The organism is Catenulispora pinisilvae (assembly GCF_015356865.1).
Lineage (GTDB): Bacteria > Actinomycetota > Actinomycetes > Streptomycetales > Catenulisporaceae > Catenulispora > Catenulispora pinisilvae.
Genome location: NZ_JAAFZA010000103.1, coordinates 1 through 26,024, shown reverse-complemented (window position 1 = coordinate 26,024; position 26,024 = coordinate 1). Strand labels below are relative to the sequence as shown.

The 26,024-nt window shown below is 70.3% G+C and carries 14 protein-coding genes and 2 pseudogenes; all 16 read left to right on the top strand.

The features are described 5' to 3' along the window. Positions 1-52 precede the first annotated feature (52 nt). Positions 53-1,432: an NAD(P)/FAD-dependent oxidoreductase gene (locus IZR01_RS26065; protein WP_194895474.1), complete on the top strand. Its 1,380-nt coding sequence runs from the start codon at positions 53-55 to the stop codon at positions 1,430-1,432. A 167-nt stretch (positions 1,433-1,599) separates the two neighbouring features. After that, the gene (locus tag IZR01_RS26060; protein ID WP_194925371.1) at positions 1,600-3,114 is read left to right on the top strand and encodes a CoA-acylating methylmalonate-semialdehyde dehydrogenase; all 1,515 of its coding nucleotides are present in this window, start codon (positions 1,600-1,602) and stop codon (positions 3,112-3,114) included. A 231-nt stretch (positions 3,115-3,345) separates the two neighbouring features. Beyond that, positions 3,346-3,681 carry a hypothetical protein gene (locus tag IZR01_RS26055; RefSeq protein WP_194895472.1) on the top strand — a complete coding sequence of 112 codons (336 nt, stop codon included), beginning with the start codon at positions 3,346-3,348 and terminating at the stop codon, positions 3,679-3,681. Positions 3,682-3,859: 178 nt separating this feature from the next. Further along, a complete protein-coding gene (locus IZR01_RS53455) occupies positions 3,860-7,105 on the top strand; it encodes a S41 family peptidase (RefSeq protein ID WP_194925370.1) in 3,246 nt (1,081 codons plus the stop codon). Further along, complete coding sequence (locus tag IZR01_RS26045; protein ID WP_194925369.1) at positions 7,105-10,551, top strand: S41 family peptidase; 3,447 nt, start codon at positions 7,105-7,107, stop codon at positions 10,549-10,551. Before IZR01_RS53455 ends, IZR01_RS26045 begins: the two co-directional genes overlap by 1 nt. 215 nt (positions 10,552-10,766) lie before the next feature. Further along, a complete protein-coding gene (locus IZR01_RS26040; RefSeq protein WP_228560241.1) occupies positions 10,767-13,778 on the top strand; it encodes an AfsR/SARP family transcriptional regulator in 3,012 nt (1,003 codons plus the stop codon). Positions 13,779-13,814: 36 nt separating this feature from the next. Further along, positions 13,815-14,003: a hypothetical protein gene (locus tag IZR01_RS26035; RefSeq protein ID WP_194895468.1), complete on the top strand. Its 189-nt coding sequence runs from the start codon at positions 13,815-13,817 to the stop codon at positions 14,001-14,003. 532 nt (positions 14,004-14,535) lie between these two features. After that, positions 14,536-14,829: pseudogene (locus IZR01_RS50975) on the top strand (helix-turn-helix domain-containing protein); the annotation flags it as partial. Positions 14,830-15,402: 573 nt separating this feature from the next. Continuing rightward, on the top strand, positions 15,403-16,911 hold the full coding sequence (hflX, locus tag IZR01_RS26025; RefSeq protein ID WP_194895466.1) for a GTPase HflX: 1,509 nt from the start codon (positions 15,403-15,405) through the stop codon (positions 16,909-16,911). Between the two features lie 1,360 nt (positions 16,912-18,271). Further along, positions 18,272-19,303: a ComEA family DNA-binding protein gene (locus IZR01_RS50970; protein ID WP_228560245.1), complete on the top strand. Its 1,032-nt coding sequence runs from the start codon at positions 18,272-18,274 to the stop codon at positions 19,301-19,303. Positions 19,304-19,307: 4 nt separating this feature from the next. Next, the gene (locus tag IZR01_RS26015; RefSeq protein ID WP_194925366.1) at positions 19,308-20,891 is read left to right on the top strand and encodes a ComEC/Rec2 family competence protein; all 1,584 of its coding nucleotides are present in this window, start codon (positions 19,308-19,310) and stop codon (positions 20,889-20,891) included. A gap of 98 nt (positions 20,892-20,989) precedes the next feature. Then, complete coding sequence (locus IZR01_RS26010; protein ID WP_194925365.1) at positions 20,990-21,937, top strand: ComEC/Rec2 family competence protein; 948 nt, start codon at positions 20,990-20,992, stop codon at positions 21,935-21,937. 226 nt (positions 21,938-22,163) lie between these two features. Beyond that, on the top strand, positions 22,164-22,718 hold the full coding sequence (locus tag IZR01_RS26005; protein WP_194925364.1) for a SigE family RNA polymerase sigma factor: 555 nt from the start codon (positions 22,164-22,166) through the stop codon (positions 22,716-22,718). Between the two features lie 440 nt (positions 22,719-23,158). Next, on the top strand, positions 23,159-23,731 hold the full coding sequence (locus IZR01_RS26000; protein ID WP_194925363.1) for a hypothetical protein: 573 nt from the start codon (positions 23,159-23,161) through the stop codon (positions 23,729-23,731). Positions 23,732-23,985: 254 nt separating this feature from the next. Continuing rightward, positions 23,986-25,080: a hypothetical protein gene (locus tag IZR01_RS25995; protein ID WP_194925362.1), complete on the top strand. Its 1,095-nt coding sequence runs from the start codon at positions 23,986-23,988 to the stop codon at positions 25,078-25,080. A gap of 287 nt (positions 25,081-25,367) precedes the next feature. Continuing rightward, a pseudogene (locus tag IZR01_RS25990) lies at positions 25,368-26,024 on the top strand (hypothetical protein); the annotation flags it as partial.

The window sequence follows — 26,024 nt, the reverse complement described above, 5'->3', positions numbered from 1 at the left end:
GGGGCGTCATATCAGGCGCCCCCTTCTGCTTCCGAGAGAGTGCCGCTGCACCATGAAGTACGACCGACTGCTCGCCGACGCGTCCCCGACTCCCTATTGGCTCGACACCCGCGACCGCCCCGGAGCCCTGGAGGCGTTGGCCGGCCGGACCACCGCCGACCTCGTCGTGGTCGGCGGCGGCTACTCGGGCCTGTGGACCGCGTTGCTGGCCAAGGAACGCGATCCGGAACGGGACGTGGTGCTGCTGGAGGCGAACCGGATCGGCTGGGCCGCCTCCGGGCGCAACGGCGGGTTCTGCTCCTCCTCGCTCACCCACGGCGCCGACAACGGGCTGTCGCGCTGGCCCGACGAGATGGACACGCTGGAGCGGCTGGGGCACGAGAACCTCGACGCGATCGAGGCCACCCTGGAGCGCTACGGCATCGAGTGCGACTTCCGGCGCAGCGGCGAGCTCGCGGTCGCCACGGCTGAGTGGCAGGCCGAGGATCTGGCCGCCGCCGAGACGTCCGAGGATGTGGTGTTCCTCGACCGCGAGGCGGTGCGGGCGCAGGTCGCTTCGCCGACGTACCACGCGGGGCTGTGGGACAAGACCGGCTGCGCGATGGTGGACCCGGCGCGGTTGGCGTTCGGGCTGCGCGAGGCGTGTCTGCGGCTCGGGGTGCGGATCCACGAGAAGTCGCCGGTCTCGGTGCTGGAGCGCGACGACCGGTTGATGCGGGTCGCGACGGATCGCGGCGAGGTCCTGGCGCCGAAGGTGGCGTTGGCGACGAACGCGTTCCCGAGCCTGCTCAGGCGGGTGCGGTCGTTCATCGTCCCGGTCTACGACTACGCGTTGATGACCGAGCCGCTGTCCGAGGCGCAGATGGCGGCGATCGGCTGGGAGAACCGGCAGGGGATCGGGGATTCGGCGAACCACTTCCACTACTACCGGCTGTCCGCTGACAACCGGATCCTGTGGGGCGGTTACGACGCGGTGTACCACTTCGGATCGAAGATCTCCTCGCGGCTGGACCAGCGGCCGGAGACCTTCGACAAGCTGGCCGGGCACTTCTTCGAGACCTTCCCGCAGCTGGAGGGGCTGGGGTTCACGCACAAGTGGGGCGGTGTCATCGACACGTGCTCGCGCTTCTGCGCCTTCTTCGGCACGGCGCACGGCGGCGCGGTCGCCTATGCGGTCGGGTACACCGGTCTCGGGGTCGGGGCGACGCGGTTCGGCGCGGACGTGATGCTCGATCTGCTCGCGGGCTCGGAGACCGAGCGGACGCAGCTGAAGATGGTGCGGAGCAAGCCGGTCCCGTTCCCGCCGGAGCCGGCGCGGTGGTTCGGGATCACGGTGACCAGCGCGGCTTTGGCGCGTGCCGACCATGACGGCGGTCGCCGGAATCTGTGGCTGCGGACGCTGGACCGGTTCGGGATGGGCTTCGACTCCTGAGCATCAGGCGCGTCAGGGGCATCAGGCAGTCAGGCACATCAGGCTGTCAGGAGCATCAGGCTGTCAGGGGTTCCGCGGGATCGCCTGACAGCCTGAACGTTGTCGGGCCGGTCGGGCGGTTGCAGACTCGAAAGCAACGTTGGATTTCGTCTTCCTTAAGGATCGCCATGACCAAGCACGTCACCCACTGGATCGACGGCCGTGCGTGGGAGGGCGTCAGCGCTCGCCGCGGCGACCTGCACGACCCGGCGACCGGGGCGGTCACCGGGTCGGTGGACTTCGCCTCGGTGAAGGAGACCGACGACGCGGTGGCCGCGGCCGCGGCGGCGTTCCCGGGCTGGCGCGCGGCATCGGTGGCGAAGCGCACGACGGTCCTGTTCGCGTTCCGGGAGCTGCTGAACCAGAACAAGGACGAGCTCGCGGCCCTCATCGTCGCCGAACACGGCAAGGTCCACTCCGACGCCCTCGGCGAGGTGGCGCGCGGCCTGGAGGTCGTGGAGTTCGCCTGCGGCATCGGCAGCATGCTCAAGGGCGACTTCACCGACTCGGCCTCCACCGGCGTCGAGGTCTACTCGATGCACCAGCCGCTGGGCCCGGTGGCGATCATCTCCCCGTTCAACTTCCCGGCGATGGTCCCGATGTGGTTCTTCCCGGTCGCCGTCGCCGCCGGCAACACGGTGGTCCTGAAGCCGTCGGAGAAGGACCCCTCGGCCTCGCTGTTCCTGGCGCACCTGTGGCAGCGCGCGGGGCTGCCGGACGGCGTGTTCAACGTGGTGCAGGGCGACAAGGTGGCCGTCGACCGCCTGTTGGAGCACCCTGACATCCAGTCGGTGTCGTTCGTCGGCTCCACGCCGATCGCACGCTACGTCTACGAGAACGGGACCCGCTACGGCAAGCGCGTCCAGGCCCTCGGCGGCGCCAAGAACCACATGGTGGTGCTGCCGGACGCCGACCTGGACCTGGCCGCCGACGCCGCGGTCTCGGCCGGCTTCGGCGCGGCCGGCGAGCGCTGCATGGCGGTGTCGGTCCTGGTCGCGGTGGACCCCGTCGGCGACGAGCTGGTCGCCAAGATCGCCGAGCGGATGGCCACCCTGAAGGTGGGCCCGGGCTGCCTGCCGGACACCGAGATGGGCCCCCTGGTCACCGGCGCGCACCGGGACAAGGTCACCTCCTACCTCGACGCGGGCGTCACCGCCGGCGCGGACCTGGTGGTCGACGGCCGCAAGCACGCGATCGGCGGCGCCGAGGCCGGCATCGACACGGCGAACGGCTTCTGGCTCGGCCCGACGCTGTTCGACAACGTGACGTCCTCGATGAGCATCTACACCGACGAGATCTTCGGCCCGGTCCTCTCGGTGGTGCGCGCGCCGTCGTACGACGAGGCGCTGGCGCTGGTGAACAGCAACCCGTACGGCAACGGCGTGGCGGTGTTCACGAACGACGGCGGCGCGGCGGCCAGGTTCCGCGACCAGGTCGAGGTCGGGATGGTCGGCGTGAACGTGCCGATCCCGGTCCCGGTGGCGTACCACTCCTTCGGCGGCTGGAAGGCCTCGCTGTTCGGCGACACGCACGCCTACGGCCCGCACGGCGTGCACTTCTTCACGCGGACGAAGGCGGTCACGCAGCGGTGGCTGGACCCGAGCCACGGCGGGGTGAACCTCGGGTTCCCGACGAACGTCTGAGGTCGGAGGTCGGAGGTGCGGATGACCTGGTGAGGGGGCTGCGGAAAGTACTGCCTCACCACCCCACCCCGCACCCGAATCCCGGACTGTCCGGCACCGGCACGCCCTTCGTGTCATGGTCCGACCTGTTTCGGTGGTTTCAGTGTGATGATCCGCATATCACCGGCTCCGTGGTGTGAGAATCCCAGTGCGGGCCCTGATGGGGGGCTTCACAAGCACACGGAGGACTGCATGTCTTTTGTGACCAAGACCCTGGCGACGACCGCGACGGTCGCCGCCCTGATCCTCGCCGGTGCCGGCGCTGCCAGCGCCGACGTCAGCGCCACCGGGTCGAACCTCGGCACCACCACGGGGTCGACCTCCGGCAACAACAGCGGGGCCGGCAACGGCAACGTCGTCCAGGGCACCAGCGGCGACGTGACGCAGGGCGTCGGCAACGTCGTGGGCAGCCGCGACGTGGTCGACAACGGGAACGGCAACGTGGTGGTCAGCGTGGTCGGCTGGCAGGGCGGCGGCTGGGACGGTGGCTGGCACGGCTACTTCCACCACCGCTGCTACTGGGGTTAGCGGGGGCCTCACCTCAGAGCTCGTCTCAGAGTTCTGAGTGAGGAGTCCGAACCGACGGCGACTCCGGCCCTGGGCCGGGGTCGCCGTTCCGTCAAGGTGCCGGGCGCCGAAACCCCGGTGTGGGTCCATCGTCCCTTATCAGTGGCACAGTCGGAACTCTTTGCCCTACGTTCGACAGGTGACGCAGACGACGACGTACCTCCGCCACCCGCACCTGTCCGGATCGACTCTGGCCTTCGTCGCCGACGACGACGTGTGGCTCACCGATCTGCCTGGTTTCGCCGCTACCGCCCGCGCCTGGCGGGTGACCTCGGACCGGGTCCCCGTCAAACGCCCGCTGCTGTCGCCGGACGGCTCGCGCCTGGCGTGGACCTCCGCGCGGGAGGGCGTCGTCGAGGCGTTCGCGCTGCCGGTGGACGGCGGCCCGACCAACCGGCTTACCTACTGGGGCCACCCACGCACCGAGGCGATCGGCTGGGCGTCCCCGGACGAAGTGATCGTGCGCGGCTGGGGCGGCCACGGCCACCGCTTCTACAACTTCGCGCACTCCGTGCCCTTCGAAGGCGGCGAGCCCGCCCGGCTCCCGTACGGCAGCCTGAAGAGCCTGGCGGTCGCCGAGCCCGGTGTGGCCGGCAGCCCGGTGGTCCTGAGCCGCTTCTACGCCGGCAACTCCTGGCTGTGGAAGGGCTATCGCGGCGGCGCGGCCGGCCAGCTGTGGATCGACCGCGAAGGCGGCGGCGAGTTCGAGCGGTTCCTGGCCGACCTGGACGGCAACCTGGGCGACCCGATGTGGTTCGATGGCCGCGTGGTCTTCCACTCCGACCACGAGGACAACGTCGCGGAGCTCTACTCCGCCCTGCCCGACGGCACCGACCTGCGCCGCCACACCACCGGCGAGGGCGGCTACTACCTGCGCAGCGCCAGCACCGACGGCGTCCGCATCGTGTTCCAGCGGGCCGGCCGGCTGTGGGTGATGGAGGACCTGGAAGATGACCCGCGTCCGCTGGACATCAAGCTGCCCGGCGCCCGCACCGCCACCACCCGGCGCCCGATCGACGCCGCGAAGCACCTCGGAGTGTTCAGCCCGGACCACACCGGCCGGGCCAGCGCCGTCGAGGTCCGCGGCACCGTGCACTGGCTGACCCACAAGGACGGCCCGGCGCGCGGCATCGGCGTCGAGCCGGGCACGCGCCACCGGCTGCCGGTCGTGCTCGGCGAGACCGGGCAGACCGTGTGGATCGTCGACACTGAGGGCCAGTACTCGTTCGAGATCGCGGCCGTCGACGGCTCGGCCCGCCGCCGGATCCTCACCGGCGAGTTCGGGTACGTCCTGGAACTCGTCGCCGCCCCGGACGGCAAGCACCTGGCCGCCACCACCCGCGACAACAAGCTGCTGCTGATCGACGTCGAAGCCGGCACCCTGCGCGTGGTCGCCGACGGCGAGGGCAAGTTCCGCGCCATGCAGCGCTGGGGCGTCAACTTCGCCTCCGACCCGGCTTTCTCGCCGGACTCGAAGTGGCTGGCCTGGAGCCAGCGCTCGGAGGTCCCGGACTCCTGGCAGATCCGGGTCGCCGACGTCGCGAGCCTGGAGACCTCCGACATCACCGAGCCGCGGTTCCGGGACTGGAACCCGGTGTTCACCGCGGACGGCAAGCACTTGGCGTTCCTGTCGGCGCGGACCTTCGACACGGTCGAGGAGGACATGTTCTTCGACTTCTCCTTCCTGCCCGCGGTCCGGCCCTACCTGGTCCCGCTGGCCGAGACCGAGCCCTCGCCGTTCGACCCCGAACTCGGCGGGCGCCCGGTGGACAGCGGCGACAAGGACGACGACAAGGAGAAGAAGGACTCTGATATCCCGGCCACGGTGATCGACGCCTTCGGCATCACCACCCGCGCCGTCCCGTTCCCGGTCGCCTCCGGCACCTACGCCGATCTCGCGGCCGTCAAGGGCGGCGTCACCTGGCTGGCCAAGCCGCTCACCGGCGCGCTGGGCACCCAGCTGGCCGGCTCCGGCCAGGACGAGCCGCGGCCGTCCCTGGTGCGCTTCGACTTCGGCAAGCGCGAGGAGCAGACGCTGGTCGGTGAGCTCGACGGTTACGCGGTCTCCGGCGACGGCACGCGCCTGGTCGTCGCCGACCACGGCACCCTGACCACGCGGCCGGCGGACAAGGACGACGACGACGCGAAGCCGGAGACCGTGGACCTGTCCCGGATCCGGCTGACGGTGGTCCCCGGGGCCGAGCGCCGGCAGGCGTTCGCGGAGGCCTGGCGGCTCCAGGTCGAGAACTACATCAAGCCGGCGATGGACGGCATCGACTGGGACGCCGCGGGCGGGCGCTACGCGCCGCTGGTCGACGCCTGCGCGACCGACGACGACTTCGTCGACCTGCTGTGGGAACTGCAAGGCGAGCTGCGGACCTCGCACGCCTACGTCGACGCTCCGAAGCGGTCCCACGACGACGCCCGGCAGCAGGGCCTGCTCGGCGCGGACCTCGCGCCGGATCCGGACGGCACGTGGCGGATCGTCAGGATCCTGCCGGGCGACAGCTCGGTGCCCGCGGCGCGCTCGCCGCTGCTGGCCCCGGGCGTCGCGGCGCGGGTCGGTGACGCGATCACGGCCGTGGACGGCGTCCCGGTCCCGGCGCGCGTCGGCCCGGCCGCGCTGCTGGCCGGCAAGGCGGGCCAGCCGACCGAGCTGGCCCTGCGCAACGCCGCCGGGACCACGCGCGCCGTGGTCGTGGTGCCGATCGCCGACGAGGTACAGCTGCGCTACCGTGCGTGGGTCGCAGACCGGCGTGCCTATGTTCTGGAGAAGTCCGGCGGCCGCCTGGGCTACGTCCACCTGCCCGACCAGGCCGAGCCCGGCTGGGCCGAGTTCCACCGCGACCTGGGCGCCCAGGTCGTGAAGGACGGCCTGGTGGTCGACACCCGCGGCAACCGCGGCGGCATGACCTCCGCGCTGGTGGTCGAGAAGCTGACCCGCAAGGCGATCGCCTGGGAGTACGCCCGCGGCGAGCAGCCGGCCACCTATCCGCCCGACGCGCCGCTCGGGCCGCTGGTCTCGGTGTGCGACGAGGAGGCCGGAAGTGACGGCGACATCATCAACCAGGCGCTCAAGGACCACGGGGTGACCGTGGTCGGGGCGCGCACCTGGGGCGGCGTCATCGGCATGGACGACTGCTTCTACCTGGTGGACGGCACGTTCGTGAGCCAGCCCCGGTACGCGTTCGCCTTCGACTCGGTGGGGCTCTACGGCCTGGAGAACCACGGCTGCGAGCCGACCGTGCCGGTGGCCATGGCGCCGCAGGACTTCGTCGCCGAGCGCGATCCGCAGCTGGACAAGGCGATCGAGATCGCCCTGGACGGGCTGGCGAAGGAGCCGCCGGCGGCGGCGAAGTCCGTGCTGGGAGTGTACGAGCGCTGATGTCGCAGACCTCGTATCTGCGGTTCCCGCACCTTTCGGGGGACCTGCTGACGTTCGTCGCCGAAGACGACGTCTGGCTCGCCGAGCTGCCCGCGCACGAGGGCAGCCCGGTGCGGGCCACGCGGTTCACGTCGGACTGGCAGCCGGCGCGGCATCCGCGGCTGTCGCCCGACGGCGCGCGGGTGGCGTGGGCACGGCAGCGCGACGGGTCGCCGGAGGTCTACACGGCCCCGGTCGACGGCGGCGCCGCCACGCGGTTGACCTACTGGGCCGACGACCGGACCGACGTGCTCGGCTGGGCCTCGGCCGACGAGGTGATCGTGGCCGGCGGCCGGCTGCCGCAGCGCGGGGACGTGCGGGCGCACGCCTTCCCGGTCTCCGGCGGCGTTCCTGAGCTGCTGCCTTATGGGACTCTGCAGGCGCTCGCCGTCGGCGGGCCCGAGGGCGCCGTCATGACGCGGCGCGGGATCACGCATGACGCGGCCTGGTGGAAGCGCTATAGGGGAGGCCGTGCGGGGAAACTGTGGGTCGACGCGGAGGGCTCTGGAGACTTCCAGCGAATCCTGCGCGAGCACGAGGGCAACATCGACGCGCCGATGTGGGTCGGCGACCGGGCCGCGTTCCTGTCCGACGCCGGGGGAGTGTCAGAGCTCTACTCGTGTCGGCCGGACGGGTCCGATCTCCGGCGGCACACTGATGAACCGTCCGGGTACTTCGCGCGGCACGCCGGCAGCGACGGTACGCGCGTGGTGTTCATGCGCGGCGGTCGCTTGTGGCTGCTGGAGGAGTTGGACGGCGCGGCGCGGCCGTTGGACGTCCGGCTGGCGGGCATCCGAATAGGCCGCGCGGAGTATCCGGTCGCGGCGTCTAAGAACCTCGGCGGGTTCGCGGCCGACCGGACCGGCCGGGCCGCGGCGGTGACCGTGCGCGGGACGATCCACTGGCTGACGGCCAAGGACGGTCCGGCGCGGGCGCTGGCGGTCACGCCGGGGGTCCGGGCCCGGCAGCCGGTGGTGCTCGGCGAGACCGGGTACGCCGCCTGGGTGACCGATGCCGGCGGCGAGTGGTCGATCGAGATCGGGCCGGTCGGCGGGGAGGCTGTTGGCGAGGGCGTTGGCGAAGGGGTCGGCCAGAGCGGCGGCGAAGGAGTCGGCCAGGGTGGCAGTGACCGGAGCGGCGAGGGCGGCGGGGACGGCGGTGAAGTAGGCGGCGGGATCCGCAGGATCCTGACCGGCGAGGTGACCCGGGTCGCGGGGCTGGCGGCCTCGCCGGACGGCGCGCACCTGGCCGTGTCCACCGAGGACAACCGGCTGCTGGTGATCGACGTCGAGAGCGGGACGGCCCGGGTCGTCGCCAGCGGCCCGCACCACGCCTGGGGCACGCTCGCCGAGGACCCGGTGTTCTCGCCGGACTCGCGCTGGCTGGCCTGGGCCGAGGGGACCGGGGCGGACGGGCCGCGCAAGATCCGGCTCGCGGACGTGGCGACGCTGACCCCGCTCGACGTCACCGACGGCCGGTTCCTGGACTGGAGCCCGGCGTTCACGGTGGACGGCAAGCATCTGGCGTTCCTGTCCAACCGCACCTACGACCCCTATTACTCGGACGAGGTGTTCGACCTCTTCTTCGTCCCGGGAGCCCGGCCCTATCTCGTGCCGCTGTCCGCCGAGGAGCCGTCGCCGTTCGCGCCGTCGCTCCGGGGGCGGCCGATCCGGGACGAGGCGAAGTCGGGTGCCGATGACGGTGACGACGGCGGTGACGACGGCGGTGGTCCCGGCGCGCCGCGCAGCCGGGTCGACGTCGAGGCGATCGCGGGACGGGTCGTGCCGTTCCCGGTCCCGACCGGGGACTATTCGAGCCTGCGTGCGGCCAAGGGCGGCGTGTTGTGGCTGGAGAGCTTCAAACACGGTGCGCTCGGCGACAGCATGTCCGATCCCTCCAACGAGGTGGACAAGCCCCGGCTGCGGCGCTACGACTTCGCCAAGCGGGACGTCCTGACGCTCACCGACGAGGCGCACGCGTTCTGCGTGAGCGGCGACGGCAGCCGGGTGCTGGTGCGCGACGGCGGGGTGCTGCGGTTGCAGCCCGCTGACGCGCGTCCTGACAACGGCGACCGGGAGCCGCTGGATCTGGACCGGATCCGGGTGACCGTGGACCCGGTCGCCGAGCGGCGGCAGGGGCTGCGGGAGGCGTGGCTGCTCCAGCGCGACTTCTTCTGGCGCGACGACTTGGGCGGCGTCGACTGGCCGGGGGTCTGGGAGCGGTACGCGCCGCTGGCCGAGGCGCTGGCTTCGCACGACGACCTGGTGGACCTGCTCTGGGAGGTGCACGGCGAGCTCGGCACCTCGCACGCCTACGTCCGCGAGAGCGGCCATGCCGCCGATCCCGCGCGGTGCCAGGGCCGGCTCGGCGCGGATCTGGAGCGGGACGCGGACGGCCGTTGGCGGATCACGCGGATTCTGCCGGGCGACGCGTCGGTGCCGCAGGCGCGGTCGCCGTTCGAGGCTCCCGGGGTCGGCGCGCGGGTCGGCGATGTGGTGGCCGCTATAGACGGTCGGGCGGTGGACTCCAGACTCGGGCCGGGGCCGTTGCTGGCGGGCAAGGCCGGGAAGCCGACCGAGGTCTTGCTGGTACGCGATGCCGTACGGGGTCCGGAAGCTGCTGCCGAACGCGGTTCGGCACCTGATACCGAACGCGGTCCGGAAGCTGATGCGGAACGCGGTCCGGCACCTGATGTCGCCGCCGCTTCGGCCGATCGCTCGCGCCACGTGGTCATCGTCCCCCTGGAAGACGACCGTCTGCTGCGCTATCAGGCGTGGGTCGCCGACCGGCGGGCCTACGTCCGGGAGCGTTCTGGCGGTCGCCTGGGCTATGTCCACCTTCCCGATCAGGGGTCGCGCGGTTGGGCCGAGTTCCACCGGGATCTGGCCACGCAGACCGCGCGTGAGGGCCTGATCGTCGACACCCGCGACAACCGCGGCGGCAACACCTCGCCGTTGGTGGCCGAGCAACTGCTGCGCCGGGTTGCCGGGTGGAAGCTGGTGCGGGGGAAGGTGCCCCGCACCTATCCGCCGTCCGCGGTCCGCGGGCCTTTGGTGTCCGTCTGCGATGAATACTCCGCTTCCGATGGAGACATCATCAATCAATACCTTAAAGACCGAGGTGTTCCTATTGTCGGGATGCGTACGTGGGGCGGCGTGGTCGGCATCGACGCCCGCTTCCGGCTTCTCGACGGGACCTTGGTGACGCAGCCCAAGTACATGAACTGGTTCGACTCGGTGGGATACGGCCTGGAGAACCACGGGTGCGACCCGACCGTCGAGGTCGAATACACCCCGGCCGACGCGAACGCCGGTCGCGATCCGCAGCTCGATGCGGCCGTTGACCTGGCCTTGGCCGAGTTAGCGGAGCGCCCGGCGGCGACCCCGCCGGAGCGGCCCTGGATGTGATGCCCACGGTGGCGGTCGCCTGGCGTCCGCTCGATGGCCGCCACCGGCGATGTGACGTGTAAGTGACAACCCGGACTGTACTGGTCCGTACGTCGGATGCCCGCGCTATGGTGGCCCGGTGGGTCCGAGCGGTCTAGTCCACCCCGGCCTCACTTTCGCCTGCGGCACGACACTGCCGCGGGACCCGGCAGGACACGGCCACGGGGGCCACGTTCATGAGGTGGGATTGGTCAGTGGTGGTGCAGTACGGGCTGCTCGGACCGGTCCGCGCGCTGCGAGTGGGCGTCGCGGGAGAACCAGCCGAGGAGCTCAAGGTGGGGTCCCCGCAGCAGCAGGCCGTGTTGGCGCTGCTCGCTTCGCGGGCCGGTCGGGTGGCGACAGCCGACGAACTCATAGAGGGCCTGTGGGGTGAGGAGCCGCCCGAGGGTGCTCTCGGCACGGTGCGCACGTATGCCTTCCGGCTCCGCAAGGTCTTCGGCGCGGAGGCGATCGCCTCTATAGCCGGCGGCTATGCGTTACGCGCGGAGCGTTCGCACGTGGACCTGTTCACGTTCGAGGACCATGTCACGACCGCGGAGCAGCGCCGGTTGTCCGGTGACGTGGCAGGGGCGCGCGGAGAGCTCGCCAGTGCGTTGGCACTGTGGCGCGGTACTCCGTTGGCCGGGATTCCGGGCCCTTATGCGGAATCCCTGCGCGCCACGCTCCTGGAACGGCGCACTGCGGCGCAGGAGAGCCGCATCGCCTTGGATCTGTCGTTGGGGCGGGTCGGGGACGCGGTCTCCGAACTCACCGTCCTCACCTCCGAGCACCCGCTGCGTGAGGGACTGCGCGCGCAGCTGATGTTGGCGCTCTACCAGACCGGGCGTCAGGCGGAGGCGCTGGGCGTCTACGCGGACACCCGGCGGCTCCTGCGCAAGGAGTTGGGCGTCGACCCGGGCGCCGAGTTGGGAGAGCTGCATCAGCGGATCCTGCGCGCCGATCCCGCTCTGGCACGTCCTGCCGCAGAGAACGCGGAGATCACCTTCAGGGCGACAGAAGCGCCCGTGGGGAGCTCTGTAGAGAAGCCGCCGACGATCCCCGCACAGCTTCCCGCCGATACCGCCGACTTCACCGGACGCGAGAACCTGACCCGGGTGCTCGCGGCGCGCATCGCCACCACGGTCGGGCAGTCGGTCGCGGTCTGCGCGCTGTCCGGGCTCGGCGGGGTCGGCAAGACCGCGCTCGCGATCCATCTGGCGCACTTGGTGCGGTCCGACTTCCCGGACGGGCAGCTCTATGTGGATCTGCGCGGAGGCGACCCGGTACCGGCCGACCCCGCGTGGGTCCTCGCCGCCTTCCTGCGCGGTCTGGGGATATCGGAAGGGGAGACGGCGCAGGGGCTGGAGGAGCGTGCCGCCGCGTACCGCTCCGCGCTCGCCGGGCGCCGCGTCCTCATAGTCTTGGACAACGCACAGGACGCCGCTCAAGTGCGCCCTCTGCTCCCCGGGGCTCCGGGGTGCGCGGTGCTCGTCACCAGCCGGCCCAAGCTGACCGGGCTGGCCGGGGCCACGTTCGCCGACCTCGACGTGCTGGACCCCGGCGAGGCGATGAACATGTTCACGCGGATCGTCGGCGAGGAACGCCTCGGGATGGAGCACACCGCCGCTATAGAGGTGGTCGCTCTCTGTGGGTACCTGCCGTTGGCCGTACGCATCGCCGCGGCCCGGCTCGCCTCCCGGCCGCGCTGGCGCATCGGCTCGTTGGCCGCCCGATTGTCGGATCAGCGGCGCCGGCTCGGGGAACTGGCCGTCGGCGACCTCGCGGTGCGAACGGCGTTCGAACTCGGCTATCACCAGCTGTCCCCGGCGCAGGCGGACGTCTTCCGGCGGCTGTCGCTGCTGGACAGCGCCGACGTGTCGGCCGCCGCGGCGGCCGCGCTGCTCGGCCAGGACGAGGCCGACACCGAGGAAGTGCTGGAGTCGCTGGTGGACGCCGCGATGCTGGAGTCCGCTTCTCCGGGGCGCTACCGGTACCACGACCTGCTGCGGCTTTATGCGCGGGAACAGCATGAAGCCGAGGGCGGGGACCCCGATGACGGGTTCGTGAAGCTGCTCGACTTCTATCTCGCCTCTATGCGTCTGCTGCGCCGTATCCCCGTGGAAGAACTCGGGCTAGCCCCTACGCGTTCTATAGGGCGGGAGTTCGACTCTGTAGAGGCCGGCGTTCGGTGGATAGCGGACGAGGGCAGCTCCGTGGACGCGGTGTTTAACCGACGCGCGCTGACCCGGCCGCCGTGCGGCGCGGACGGGGTGGGGCCGCTGGCGCTGGCCGTCGAGCTGCTCGACCACTTGGTCTCGCTTCCTGGCATCGAACGTTATGCGGAGGAGCTCGCCGCTGCGGCGCGGAACGCTGCGGCAGCGGCTGTGGAGTGCGGTGACGTACGGAGCGAGGCCCGGGTACGGCACTCGCTGGCGCGGATCCTCTATGCGACCTATCAGATCGAGGCCGCTGCGGACGAGGCTGAGCGGTCACATCGTGCCGCCGAGTCCGTGGGCGGGGATGAGACCCAAGCCGACGCGGTCAATCTGCTCGCCATGACCTACGCGGACCTCGGGAGGGACGCCGAGGCGATCGCGCTATACGAACGCGCTATCAGCGTCAGTCGGACGTTCGGGGACGTGGCCTCGGAGGCGGCGGCCCGGCAGAACATGGCGCGTTCGCTGTTCGTCGTCGGGCGTACGGATGACGCTCTGGAGAGCACCATGGCGGGGCTCGCCTTGTGCCGTGCTCTAGGGGACGACGTATCGACCGGCTACGCGCTCTTCCAGACGGGTTCCATCTACTTGCAGACTCGCTCCTATCAGGAGTCGCTGACGTACTTCGCCGACGCCGCCCGGTACTTCGCCGACGTCCATCCGCCGATGGAGGGTGCTGCGCACGCCTCCAGCGCGCGGGCGCTGTTGGGACTAGGCGAACCCACCCGTGCGTTGGAGTACGCGGAGCGCGCTGTGAGCGTGCTCCGGGAGACCGCTGACACGTGGCAGTACGCGACCGCGCTGGCCGTCCTGGCTGACGTGCTGGACCTGGCCGGTCAGCCGGAGCGGGCGCGTGGGTGCCGGGAGGAGGCGTTGGCCATGTACGTCGAGATCGGGGACCCGGAGGCGGACCGTATCAGGGGAATGCTCTCGGATCCGGAGGCAACCTCGGTTCCGGTAGCAACCTCAACGCCCGGTCGAACGTCGCGCTAGGGAAACGGTTAGAGCGCACGGGAGGATGACAAGGTGATGAGGGAGACAGTGTCGCGTGCGCAGGAGGCCTCGGCCTCGGGTTCGCATCGGCCGCACGGCGGTCCCTCGGGATTGTCCGCTGTGGTCGCGCCGCATGAGGGTGGTCGGGACGCGGACGCCATCCGCGCCACGGTCGGCCAGCCAGCGCACCGGGTGCGCGGGTGGCTCGCGGCGGCGCCGCGCTAGATTCGCGATTCTTGGATCTTCGCGCCGAATGCGTAACCAGCGGCTGATCTGGCGGTGAGCAAGTGCCCCACCGTAACGGCGTCCGGCCCTCGCGGCTTAAGTGCGAGGGCCGCCCGAGGACTCCGTTGCGTGCACGTGCCGGTCGGACATTCGGCCGGACTGCCGGATCAGTCGCGGCGCGCGCGATGATCACCGAAGTGCCCCCGGCCGCTCACACCCTGTATCCTGAACGGGTGTTCGATTTTGTCCGGAGGGTGGCCTTCACCCGACGCATGTCGGCGGCTCGGGATACGGTGGCAGTCTGGTGGTCGTCGACCCCATGACGACCGTTTCACGACGGGTTCACGACGGGGCCGCAACTTCTTGGAATGGAAACCCCGTCCTCACCGTTGAGAACCATTGAACGGGGAATAACAACAAGCAAAGCAGGAGAGTAATCCGGCAACAGCCGGGGTACGGTGGCTCCACAGGCACATGATTCTCACAGGAAAACCAGCAGGCCAGCGGAAACGATGAGGGAGGGGAAGCCGAGATGATCTTGGTTCGCCGCCTACTCGGCGACGTGCTGCGCGGCCGGCGGCAGCGCAGCGGACGGACGCTCCGTCAGCTCGCCGCGACGGCGCGGGTTTCCCCCGGCTACCTCTCCGAGGTGGAACGGGGACAGAAAGAGCCGTCGAGCGAATTGTTGGCCGCCATCTGCGACGCGTTGGAGGTCAAGCTCTCCGACGTGCTGCTCGAACTGTCGACCGAACTCGCCGCGGCCGAATTGGCCGCCGAGATCGAGGCCGCGGAGCTGGGCAGCCTGGTGCCCGCCGACGGCCGCCCGCAGCAGCGGGTCGCGATGCCGCCGGCGCGCAGGGGCCAGACCGACACCGCGCGGCAGAGCGCGGCCGGCTCCGGTCAGCGTCCCGGGGTGGTGGTCGGCGTGGGTGCCGGCGCCCCGCGTGGCGCCCGCACGATCCCGACCGCGAAGATCCCGACCGCGGTGATCAACTCCCGGACCGCCGGGAACCGGCCCGGCAACACCCGGCCGCCGGCCGGCTCGCCCCGGGTAGCGCCGAAGTCCGGCGTACCCCAGGCGGCGCTCGGTACCGGCATGGGCGCCGGTATGGCGAACGGCGCGGCCGTCTCCAGCGGTATCGGCCCGGCGTTGGGTCCGCAGCCCCCGATGGGTCCGCTGCCCTACGTCCCCGGCTCGCCGCTGCCCGGCCCGGACAACCCCTACACCTTCGGCACGCCTCGGCTGCCCTCACCGACCGGCCGGTCATAATCCGGTGTCGGTGATCCCGATGACATGCCACCATCGAGGCGGGGAGAGCGTTTCTCCCCGCCTCGCGGCGTCTTTCCGCCGCGCTTGTCACAACAGATGAACCCGTCACAACAGATGAAGAGGAAACACATGACGGAATCCCACAAGGACGCTGCCCGCGACGAGGTCTACGCATTGAACGACCACGACACGCCGGAAGCTGAGTGGGACACCGAGGACGTCTTCGACGCGCCGGCCCCGCTCTATCGCAACCGCTGGGCCGAGTCCCGTCACGACGGGGAGCAGTTCGACCTGGAGGAGCGCGCCTCGCTGCGCCGCGTGGCCGGGCTGTCCACCGAACTCGAGGACGTCACCGAAGTCGAGTACCGGCAGCTGCGCCTGGAGCGCGTGGTGCTGGTCGGCGTCTGGACCGACGGCACCGCCGCCGACGCGGAACTCTCGCTGCGCGAACTGGCCGCCCTGGCCGAGACCGCCGGCTCGGAGGTCCTGGAAGGCGTGGTCCAGCGGCGCGAGAAGCCGGACCCGGCGACCTACATCGGCAGCGGCAAGGCCGCCGAGCTCCGCGACATCGTGGTGGCCACCGGCGCCGACACCGTGATCTGCGACGGCGAACTCAGCCCGGGCCAGCTCATCCACCTGGAAGACGTGGTCAAGGTCAAGGTCATCGACCGCACGGCCCTGATCCTGGACATCTTCGCCCAGCACGCCAAGTCCCGGGAGGGCAAGGCCCAGGTGGCCCTGGCCCAGATGCAGTACATGCTCCCCAGGCTCCGCGGCTGGGGCCAGTCCCTGTCCCGCCAGATGGGTGGTGGCCGAGGTGGCCTGGCGACCCGCGGCCCCGGTGAAACCAAGATCGAAACCGACCGCCGCCGCATCCGCGAGCGCATGGCCAAGCTCCGCCGCGAAATCGGCGCCATGAGCAAGGGACGCGAGACCAAGCGCGCCGAACGCCGCCGAGGCTCAGTCCCCTCAGTGGTCCTGGCCGGCTACACCAACGCGGGCAAGTCCTCCCTCCTCAACCGCCTCACCGGAGCCGGAGTCCTGGTGGAGAACGCCCTGTTCGCCACCCTGGACCCCACCGTCCGCCGCACAGAAACGGCCACCGGCCGCTCCTACACCCTGTCGGACACCGTCGGCTTCGTCCGCCACCTCCCGCACCAACTGGTCGAAGCCTTCCGCTCCACCCTGGAAGAAGTCGGCGAAAGCGACCTGGTCCTGCACGTGGTGGACGCCAGCGACGAGGACCCCGAAGGCCAGATCTCAGCCGTCCGAGCCGTCTTCGCCGACATGGGCGCCGGCGACGTCAAGGAACTGATGGTCTTCAACAAGGCCGACCTGGCCGACCCCGAGATCCTGGCCCGCCTCCTGCGCCACGAGCCGCACGGCATCGTGGTCTCCGCCCGCACCGGCGAAGGCATCGAGGACCTCCTCGTAGCGATCGAGCGCGACTTGCCGCGCCCGGGCGTGGAACTCGAGGCACTGGTCCCGTACGACCGGGGCGACCTGGTCGCACGCATCCACGCCGAAGGCGAGATGCTGAAGGAGGAGCACACGGACCACGGGACGCTGGTCCGGGCGCTGATCCACCAGGACCTGGCCCACCAGCTGGAGCCTTTTCGCACGGTGGGGGCGGTTTAGGGGCGGGTGGCTGACTGATTTCGGTCGGCTTTGATCTCTGCCTCTGCCTCTAGCTCTACCTTGGCTTCTCCCTTGGCCTTGGCCTAGGTGTGGTCCGGCCGCGTGGTGGTGGCTTGCTTGGATGAGTCCGGGTGACTTTGTCGCCCGGGCTCATTTGCGTGCTTAGCTGGTCTGTCTGGGCGCTCGCTTGCTGAGGTTCGTCGAGTCAGGCGTGATCCCCGCCGGTATCGCACGTTCCGCAGTCATCGCTTCCGACCTGACCTTTTGGATCCCTTAGGGCGTGGCTGTATGGCGAAGCTGCGACCTGAGACTTCAGGTCCAAGACCATCTGGCTTGACCAGCGTGGAAGCTGAGCAATTTTTCGGTGAGTGCCAACACCGGCTCCCGCGGGTCTGCTTCCGGCTCGGTCGACTTGGCCTCCTTTGCCCTGCCGACCTGTCCGGGCCTATCGCTTGTTCTGGTCCATCCCCCTGACTTGCATGCGTGCCTGAAGCCGGCCGTCTCTCGGCGTGAGGCGACTGCCTTCCGTTCGGGCTGCCACGGATTGGTGGCTGAATTCATGCGATGAGGCCGCATGTCGCTGAGTCAAATGGGTGAGCGACGGCTGCCCGCACGGCGTTTTATCCACAGGCTCCGATTCGTGGCTGGTATGCGCTCTTTGCCCTGATCTACCTTCGCAGACATGGAACGAACCAGTCCGGAGCCCGTGCCGAATGGCAGCGCCCAACCCCGCAGCCCGCAGCCGACGGCGCGCGACCGGCTGGCTTCGCTCCAGGGAAACCCGCCGCGGTATTGGTCGCCTGCCGCGGAGGGACCCATGCCTCTCTCAGAGGCGCTGGCCGCCCGGCGCCACGTCAACCGCCCCTGGTGGCGCCGGGCGACCCAGTCGATCGAACACCGAGTCCCACCGACCCTGCGCGGCCGCTGGGCGCTCAGCCTCCCAGCCGCCGCGGCGGTGGCGCTGGTCGCCGTCGCGGGGGCGGCGGCCGGCGGTTGGTACCTGACGCGGTCGCAGGGGACTGTTGTCGACGTTGGTGCGGCGGGTGGGGGAGGGGGAAGCGCAGGAGAGGCGAGTGCGTCGGACACCGGCCCACCCGACGATGACCACGCGACGGCGAGCGCTGACCCGAGCGGAAAGCCGCTCGCTGCCGCGCCGGGCGACGCTGCGGGGCGTCATGGGTGTCGCTCGCATGGGCGCCCGTCGGATGCTCCGGCGCCGACCGGCTGGACCACGCGCGATTTGCGGGTCCTGCCGGTGGGATCCGCGGTGCTGGTCTTGGCTGCGGGCACGCCGGGGAGTCAGCCTTTGGCGGGGCAGGCGAGTGGTGGGGCGCCGGCGAGGACGCTGCGAGGCGTGGCGATGAAGGCGGCAGCTGGCCGGATCGATGCCGGACTAACCGATGCCGCTGTGGTTGCTGGGGCTGCCCGGACCGTGGGCCGAGTCGATGCCGAAGCGGCTGATGGTGTGGTTGCGCGGGCTGCCGGGACCAGCGGTTCAATCGATGCTGGGTCGGCCGATGGTGTGGTTGCGCGGGCCGTCCAGCCCATCGGCTCGCTAGATGCCCGACCGGCCCATGCTGTGGTTGCTCGGGCGGCCCGGACGGCCGGCTCTTTAGATGCCGAACCGGCCCATGCGGCTGCGCTTGCTCTGGCAGCCCGGGCCACCGGCTTGATCGATGCCGGGCTGGCCGACGCTGTCGTCGCGAGCTCTGCTTCTTTGGCCCCTGCTGCGGGCCGGATCGATGTTGAGCCACCCGAGCCCGCCCTCGCTCTGCTCGTAGCCCCGATCGCGCGCGAGTTGCGTGCGCTCGCCGCCCATCACTATGCGACCGACGCCTCCCGCCGCCAGTCCTGCCCGCCGCATGCCGCGATGTCGACCAACCCCGCGCTGGCCGGTCCGGCGTCGGCCGGTGCCTCATCGGCGGGTGCGGCGTCGGGGAGTGCGGTGGTCATCGATGTCGAGGGCAAGGTTGCGCATCCGGGTGTGGAGACGCTGCCCGCCGGGTCGCGGGTCTATGAGGCGTTGGCGGCTGCCGGTGGTGCGTTGCCGGGGGTGGATGTGACTGCGCTTGATTTGGCGCGGCCGGTTACTGATGGGGAGCAGCTGCGGGTCGGGATCGAGGGGGTGCCGGGTCCGGTTGTGGGGTTGCCGCAGCCTTCTGGCGGTAAGTCGGCGCGGGGGAAGCGGGGGCGGCCTGCGGCGCCGGTGAATCTGAATACCGCCACGTTGGAGCAGCTTGAGGCGGTGCCGGATGTGGGGCCGGCGTTGGCGCAGCGGATTTTGGACTGGCGGTCGGAGCATGGGCGGTTCGGGTCCGTGGCCCAGTTGCGGCAGGTGCGGGGGATTGGGGATCGGAAGTTCTCGGATATGCACGATTCGGTGACGGTGTGATGTCATGAGTCTGACCGCCACCTTCCGTTCCGTGGAGCCCGACAGCCGGGCGCGGCGCGATCTGCGGCTCGTGCCGATCCTGCTGGCCGCGTACGTCGCCGCTTTCATCGGCACCGGATTCACTTCGCGGGCCGCGCTCATCCTGTGGGCTGCCTGCGCCGCGATCGGTCTCGCTCTTCTGCTGCGCAGTGGGATCCGGCGCCAAGGGGTGTGGAATGCGCAGCGGCCCAGCGTCAATCAAGCCACCAACGCCAACCACACCTCCGCCCGCACGAAATCCCGCCGCCGCACGCTGGCCGCCGCCTGCTTCGTAGCCGCCGGCGCCGGGACCGCCGCGACCACCCGCAGCATCGCCACCCACACCGGCCCGCTCCCGCGCCTCGCCGCCGCGCACGCTCAGGCCACCGTCGAAGCCGTCGTCACCGACGATCCGCGCACCGCGACCTCGCCGCGCGGCCCGTTCGCGGTCGTGCCGCTGCGCATCGAGCGCGTCAATGAGTACCGCACCCGGCTCCCCGCCACGGCCTTGGCCTCCGACCCCGGCGCGTGGCAGTTCCTGCCGTCCACCCGCATCCGTATCACCGGCCGCCTCCGCACCCCGCGTGGCGACGGCACTCCCGATGCGGCCACCCTCTCCGTCCATCGGCCGCCCGACGTGCTCGCTGGGCCGAACGCGTGGCAGCGGCTGGCCGGCAGGCTGCGCCAAGGGCTGCGTGACGCGTGCGCTCACCTGCCGGCCGACCCGCGTGGGCTGGTCCCGGGTCTGGTCATCGGCGACGTGTCGCAGGAGCCGGAGAGTCTGTCGACCGCCTTTCGCGATACCGGCCTGACCCACCTGACCGCGGTCAGCGGCGAGAACCTGGTGTTCGTCCTGACCGCGGCGATGCCGATCGCCCGGCTGGCCGGGGTCCGCGGCAGGTTCCTGACGCTGACCGGCCTGGCCGTCGTCATCGGCTTCACCGTGCTGGCCCGTCCCGAGCCGTCGATGGTCCGGGCCAGCGTGATGACGGTGCTCGGCCTGTTGCTCGCGGCCGTCGGGCGGCGTGCGCGGGGACTTCCGCTGCTGTGCGCGGGCGGGACCCTGCTGCTGCTGTTCGATCCCTGGCTCGCCCGCTCGTACGGCTTCGCGCTCTCGCTCTCCGCGACCGCCGGTCTGTTCGTCCTGGCCCCGGGGTGGCAGCAGGCGCTGACCGACCGGCGCGTGCCGCACCACATCGCCGAGTCGCTGGCCTGCACCGCGGCGGCCGAGACCTTCTGCCTGCCGATCCTGGTCTCCTTCACCGCCGCGATCACGCCGCTCTCGCTCCCGGCGAACCTGCTCGCCGAGTTCTGCGTCGGGCCCGCGACCGTGCTCGGGGCCGGAGCGTTGCTCGCCGCGGCGGTCTGGCTGCCGCTCGGCCGTGCGGTGGCGTGGCTGGCCCAGTGGCCGGCCGACGGGATCGTGGCCGTGGCGCGCTACGGATCCCGCCTACCCGGCGCGACCGTCGCCTGGCCCGACGGCCTGGCCGGAGCCCTCGTCCTGCTGGGGGTCTACGCGCTGGTGTTCCTGATCTCGGCTGCGATAGCGAAGCGCAAGGAGGCGTCATGAACGAGCAAGGACCCTGGATATCGCCCGGCCGGCCCGGTCCCGAAAGCCGCGGAGGGGATGGCTTTCGGGGCGGCCCCGGCCGGCCCGGCGGAGGACGTGTGACGGCAGGCGTCGTAGCGCTCCTGCTAGTGCTGATAGCCGCCGTCGTCGCGCTGTACGTCATCCGCAGCCGCACGACGAACTGGCCCCCGCCTAACTGGATCCTCGCGGCCTGTGACGTCGGGCAGGGCGACGCGTTGGCGCTCGCCGCGGGCCCGGCGGAGGCCGTCGTCATCGATACCGGCCCCGACCCCGCCAAAGCCGATCACTGTCTGACCGTGCTGGGCATTCACAAGGTGCCGTTGCTGGTCTTGACCCACTTCCACGCCGATCATGTGGACGGCGTCCCCGGGGTGCTGAAGGGACGCACCGTCACCGAGATAGAGACCACGAACGATCCCGACCCGCCGCGAGGCGTGGCCGAAGTGACGGCGTGGGCGAGAACGGCCGGCATCCCGACCTCGGTGGCCGCAGTCGGTGAGCACCGGAGATTCGGCCCCGTGTCCTGGGACGTCCTATGGCCGGACCCGGATGCGAGCCCGTCGGCACCACCCGAGCCAGCCCCCAAGAGCCACCGACGAGGCCGGCGCCAAGCCCGCGCCTCGCCCCGGGGCGGTGGCGAGGAGGGCTCCGGCCCGAACAACTCGAGCGTCGTGCTCCAGGTGACGGTCGCGACCCGGGACGGTCCGGTCCGGCTCCTGCTCACCGGCGACATCGAGCCGCCGTCGCAGGCAGCGATCCTGGCCGCGCACCCGGACCTCGCCGCCGACGTCTTGAAGGTGCCGCATCATGGGAGCAAGTACCAGGACCCTGATTTTCTCCGAGCCGTCAGGCCACGAGTGTCGATCATCTCTGTTGGCGCAGGAAACGTATACGGGCATCCGTCGCCTGATACGGTCCGGCTGGCTGGGGGCTCGGCGGGTACGCCCGTGCTTCGGACTGATCGGGATGGTCAGATCGTGATCTACGGATCGGCGAGAAATTTGAGAGCAGCACTGCGCCGATAGCCGCTGATGATTTGGAAGACGGTGCCGGCCGGCAGTCACGAGTTCGGCGAGGATATTCGTTCTCTGTCTTGGTGATCTCGTGTCGTACTGCTCCCGTCGCGTCAGGTGCGGCGGGAGCCGCTGAGGGACCGAGACCAAACCGTGATGTAACCGCCTCCTGTCGCCGCACGTAATCTCATCGGAGCCACAAGGCCGAGCGTGGCGACGTGATGGGGAGGGGGGCGGTATGGCGGTCGGGCTCGATCGGGATTTCGACGCGTTCTACGCCGCGACGTACCGGCGAATCGTCGGCCAGGTCTATGCGATGACCGGCAGTCTGCACGAGGCGGAAGACTGCGTTCAGGAAGCCTATGCCAGGGCGTGGCAGCAGTGGGCGAAGCTGTCCGCCGACCACGGGAATCCCGAGGCATGGGTGCGCACCGTGGCTGCCCGGCTGGCAGTGTCCTCCTGGCGCAAGGCCGTCAACCGGCTGAAGGCCCATCGCCGCGACAGCAAGGCGACCGAGGTGCCTGGGATGAGTCCGGACCACCTCGCTGTCGTGGCCGCGTTGCGCAAGATATCCGCCGACCAGCGTCGGGCGATCGTCCTCTACCACTACGCGGGCCTGTCGATCGAGGAGATCGCGTCGGAGACCGGTGCGCTTCCCAGTGCTGTCAAGGCGCGCCTGGCCCGTGGACGCAAGGCCTTGGCACCCCATCTGACCGAGTTCGCGGAGAACTTGGACCAGCCACGTCCGCCGGGGCCGGGCGTGCAGACCCAGCACAGCCGAAGGGAGATCTAGCTGTGGCCAAGGATTTCGACGCCACCCTCTCCGACGCCGTAGACCTCGCGGCAGGAGCCGCGCAAACCCCGGGCGCCGCGGCCGCCCGAATCCGGGGCAGGAAGCGCACCGTCCACAAACGCGTCGCGCTGTCCGCCACGTCTTGCGTGCTCCTCGCCGCCGTCTCGACCGCGGCGTTCACATTCTCTTCGTCGCACGGCGACGCCACACCGCAGCTTCCGGCCGCGACCACCGGCCCGGGGCCCACCACCGCTGCGAGCCCGACACCTGACACCGTCCCGGGCTCGGCGGGCTCCTCTGCCGACTCGGCCACGACCGCGCCATCCACGAGCGTATCGAGCACGCCGTCCACGAGTGCATCGAGCACGCCGACGGCCACGTCCGGGGGGAGCGCGACCGTCCCGGCTGCTCCCTCGACGACCTGGCTCACTCCAAGCCAGGTGCCCTACGACAACCTCATGAACTGGCGCGCTCTAACCCCTACTCACTGCACGGGGAGCCTGGTCTTCAAAGCCAACTACTCCGGCTGTCAGATGCAGACTCCGCTGGGTACTGCCCACACCGCTCAGAAGTTGGATGCCGCCGTGTTCTCGTCCACCGGCGTTCCCAGCGGTAATGGGGTTTGGGCTCCGCCGCTGGGCTTCCAAGACTTCTTCACCTACGCGAACGCCGCCGACGCACAGGCTGCTTTCCAGACCTGCACCCAAGGACTGCTCGCCGAGGATGCTCAGTTGGACGTCGCCATCGATCCGGTCACCAACCGCCCGATCGTCAGCACTACCACCGTCACCGCGCAGAGCACCGGCAGCATGGCGATCTACCACAGGATGCGTGACGACAACGGCGCCCCTGGCTTGGTGAACGGCGAGGGCAGCAGTGACTCGGATGTTCATTTCTACTTCGCGGTCAAGGGCAACATTCTGGAAGTGCTCGAGGTCATGGGCGGTGTGTCCATCAGTAACACGTCGGACGACAAGGCGATCCTGGCGACAGTCGCCAACGCACTGACCTGACCCAGCTCGGAGCGGGCCCTTCAGGGCCCATAGTTTCGCAAAGCATCCCATACCAGTGAAGCGGCAGCAGATCAGGCCTCTTCTTCAGTTCGCGCTGCCCGGATTCGGAACCGCAAGCAATTCGCACGTAATACGGGAGATTCACAGTGTCAATCGCTCAATACGAATCAGACCGGCGAATCGCCGGTACGGGGGCCGCGGAGGAGCCAGGCGAGCCCTTACGCGGGTTTCGCTGGAACAACCTGGCCATCTACTTGGCGGCTGTCACGGCGGCGGCCTACACCGGGTTCCGGCTGCCGCTTCTGTGGGCGACGACCTTCCAGACGGTGTCACTGCAGGACGGCTTCCACCGCCGGTTCCTGATCGGCACAATCCTGCAGCCGTTCGCGGCGCTGTTCGGGTACTCCTACTGGTTCTACACCGGGGTGACGTTCCTGGCGTTGGCGATACTGCTGACGGTGCTCGGGGTGATATTCGTCCGGTCTCCGCTCTCGGGTCGCAGTGTGCTGATCGTGGTCTGGCTGCTGTTTCCGACTGGCGGATTCTGGTTCGACGAGGCCGGCTACCTCGACCAGTTCCTGTACCTCGGCCTGCTGGCGGCGCTGTGGCTGCGGTCCCGTCAGCGATTCTGGGCCGCGACCGCCGTGATGGCCTTGACGCCCCTCATCCACGAGATCGCGGCACTGACCGTCATGCCGGTCTACGCCTTCGTGGTCCTCACCGAGGAACCACGGGTGAAGCGGGCCATCGCGATGATCGTGCCGGCCGCCCTCACGGGAGCCGTCATACTGCTCGACCATCCGGCGGCGGCGAACGCGGTCGATCGCTCGCGGCATCGGTTGGCACACGCCGACTGGCAACCGCGGCTACAGGTATACGGGGTGTTCAGCCAAACTCAAAAGCAAGCCTGGCATCTGTACTCGATCCACGGGATCATGGTCTACAACCTGCCGATGATCGTATTGGCCGTCGGCGGATTCTGGCTCCTCCACCTGACCGGCAGGAGGACACCCCACCGGCACTGGGCCCACGCCGTCCTCGCCACCGCGGCAGCCGGCGGCCCGATGTTGCTGGCCTTCGCCGGCTGGGACGCGATGCGCTGGGGCTACATCCTCGCCACGAACTTCTGCCTCGTGATGTGGCTCTGGTGGGGATGGCAGGAAAAGCAAGGCACACCATTCCAGATGACCACGCCACAGTGGACACTGCTCATCGTGCTGCTGCTTCTGGCATCACGCACCCCGTTCGCCTATCTGGAGACCGGCCCTCGCATCCTCGACTGGGACGGAGTTGCCGACTTCCTGAAGTCGATTCACCATGGGACGCTGTTCCGAATACCCCCCTTCTGACTCGATTCGGCGTGGCCCTTCCCGTCATATCGAGGTCGAGGATCGGGATCGCGTTCCGGGGGCATTGCTAGGCGGAGCCCACGATTGCTGGCGGTCTGCGGGGCGGTCTGCGCCGGCGCGGCCTTGAGGGTGGCTACCCGGCGACGATGATCGTGAGGAATCCACCCGCCAAGAGAATCCGCCCACCAAGAAAACGGAAAGGAGAGTCAGAGCCCGGCCCCGCGTGTCGCAGCTTATGGATAGTGTCGTGGCTCTATCCGAGGCTGAGACTGGAGGGGAGCCGGCTCATGGACACGCACGACGAGCGCGCCGAGGAGCACGCCCATACGCACACCGACGCTTGCGACACCGGTTGTTGCGAGCGCCTGGAGGCCGAGGGCGAGGTCGCGGTAGCCCGGTTGATCCTGGACGGCGGCGACGTCGAGCACGCCGCCGACCACGTGGCCGGGGCGATCGGGACTGATCCGTCGCTGCCGGAGGCGCATGAGGTGCTGGCCGAGTTGGTGGCGCGGGTCGGGGGTCCGGTGGCGGCGTTGGAGCTGTTCCCGGCCGATTCCCGCTATACCGGGGAGCTGGCCTGCCGGGCCGGCCTGCTGGCCGCGATCGGCCGCTTCGACGAGGCGGTGCTGCTGCTGGCCAGTGTGATGGCCGCGGCGCCGGGCCGGTTGTGGGCGGCTGTGGCGTGGATGGCGGATCCGGAGCTGCCGTCCCGGCTGAGCTCGGAGTCGCTGACGCAGGCCGTGCTGCGGCTGTGCCAGGGCCTGGGCGATCCGGTGGAAGAGGAGGAACTGGCCGCGCTCGTCCACTTCTACGTGGTCGTGCAGGCCGTGGTGGCGCGTGGCGATGACGCGCAACTCGTCGCCGTCGCTTCCGGTCTGGCCCGGCGGCTCGGCGACACCGAGCTGGCCGTCGAGTGGGGCGAGGCGGCGGTCCGGGGCGGGGCC

Excerpts from the sequence above, each read along its gene's own strand:
- IZR01_RS26005 (WP_194925364.1), top strand. The coding sequence starts at position 22,164 with ATGGCGGTCGGGCTCGATCGGGATTTCGACGCGTTCTACGCCGCGACG.
- IZR01_RS26060 (WP_194925371.1), top strand. The coding sequence starts at position 1,600 with ATGACCAAGCACGTCACCCACTGGATCGACGGCCGTGCGTGGGAGGGC.
- IZR01_RS50970 (WP_228560245.1), top strand. The coding sequence starts at position 18,272 with ATGAAGGCGGCAGCTGGCCGGATCGATGCCGGACTAACCGATGCCGCT.
- hflX (WP_194895466.1), top strand. The coding sequence starts at position 15,403 with ATGACGGAATCCCACAAGGACGCTGCCCGCGACGAGGTCTACGCATTG.
- IZR01_RS26065 (WP_194895474.1), top strand. The coding sequence starts at position 53 with ATGAAGTACGACCGACTGCTCGCCGACGCGTCCCCGACTCCCTATTGG.
- IZR01_RS26015 (WP_194925366.1), top strand. The coding sequence starts at position 19,308 with ATGAGTCTGACCGCCACCTTCCGTTCCGTGGAGCCCGACAGCCGGGCG.
- IZR01_RS26035 (WP_194895468.1), top strand. The coding sequence starts at position 13,815 with ATGAGGGAGACAGTGTCGCGTGCGCAGGAGGCCTCGGCCTCGGGTTCG.
- IZR01_RS26040 (WP_228560241.1), top strand. The coding sequence starts at position 10,767 with ATGAGGTGGGATTGGTCAGTGGTGGTGCAGTACGGGCTGCTCGGACCG.
- IZR01_RS26045 (WP_194925369.1), top strand. The coding sequence starts at position 7,105 with ATGTCGCAGACCTCGTATCTGCGGTTCCCGCACCTTTCGGGGGACCTG.
- IZR01_RS26055 (WP_194895472.1), top strand. The coding sequence starts at position 3,346 with ATGTCTTTTGTGACCAAGACCCTGGCGACGACCGCGACGGTCGCCGCC.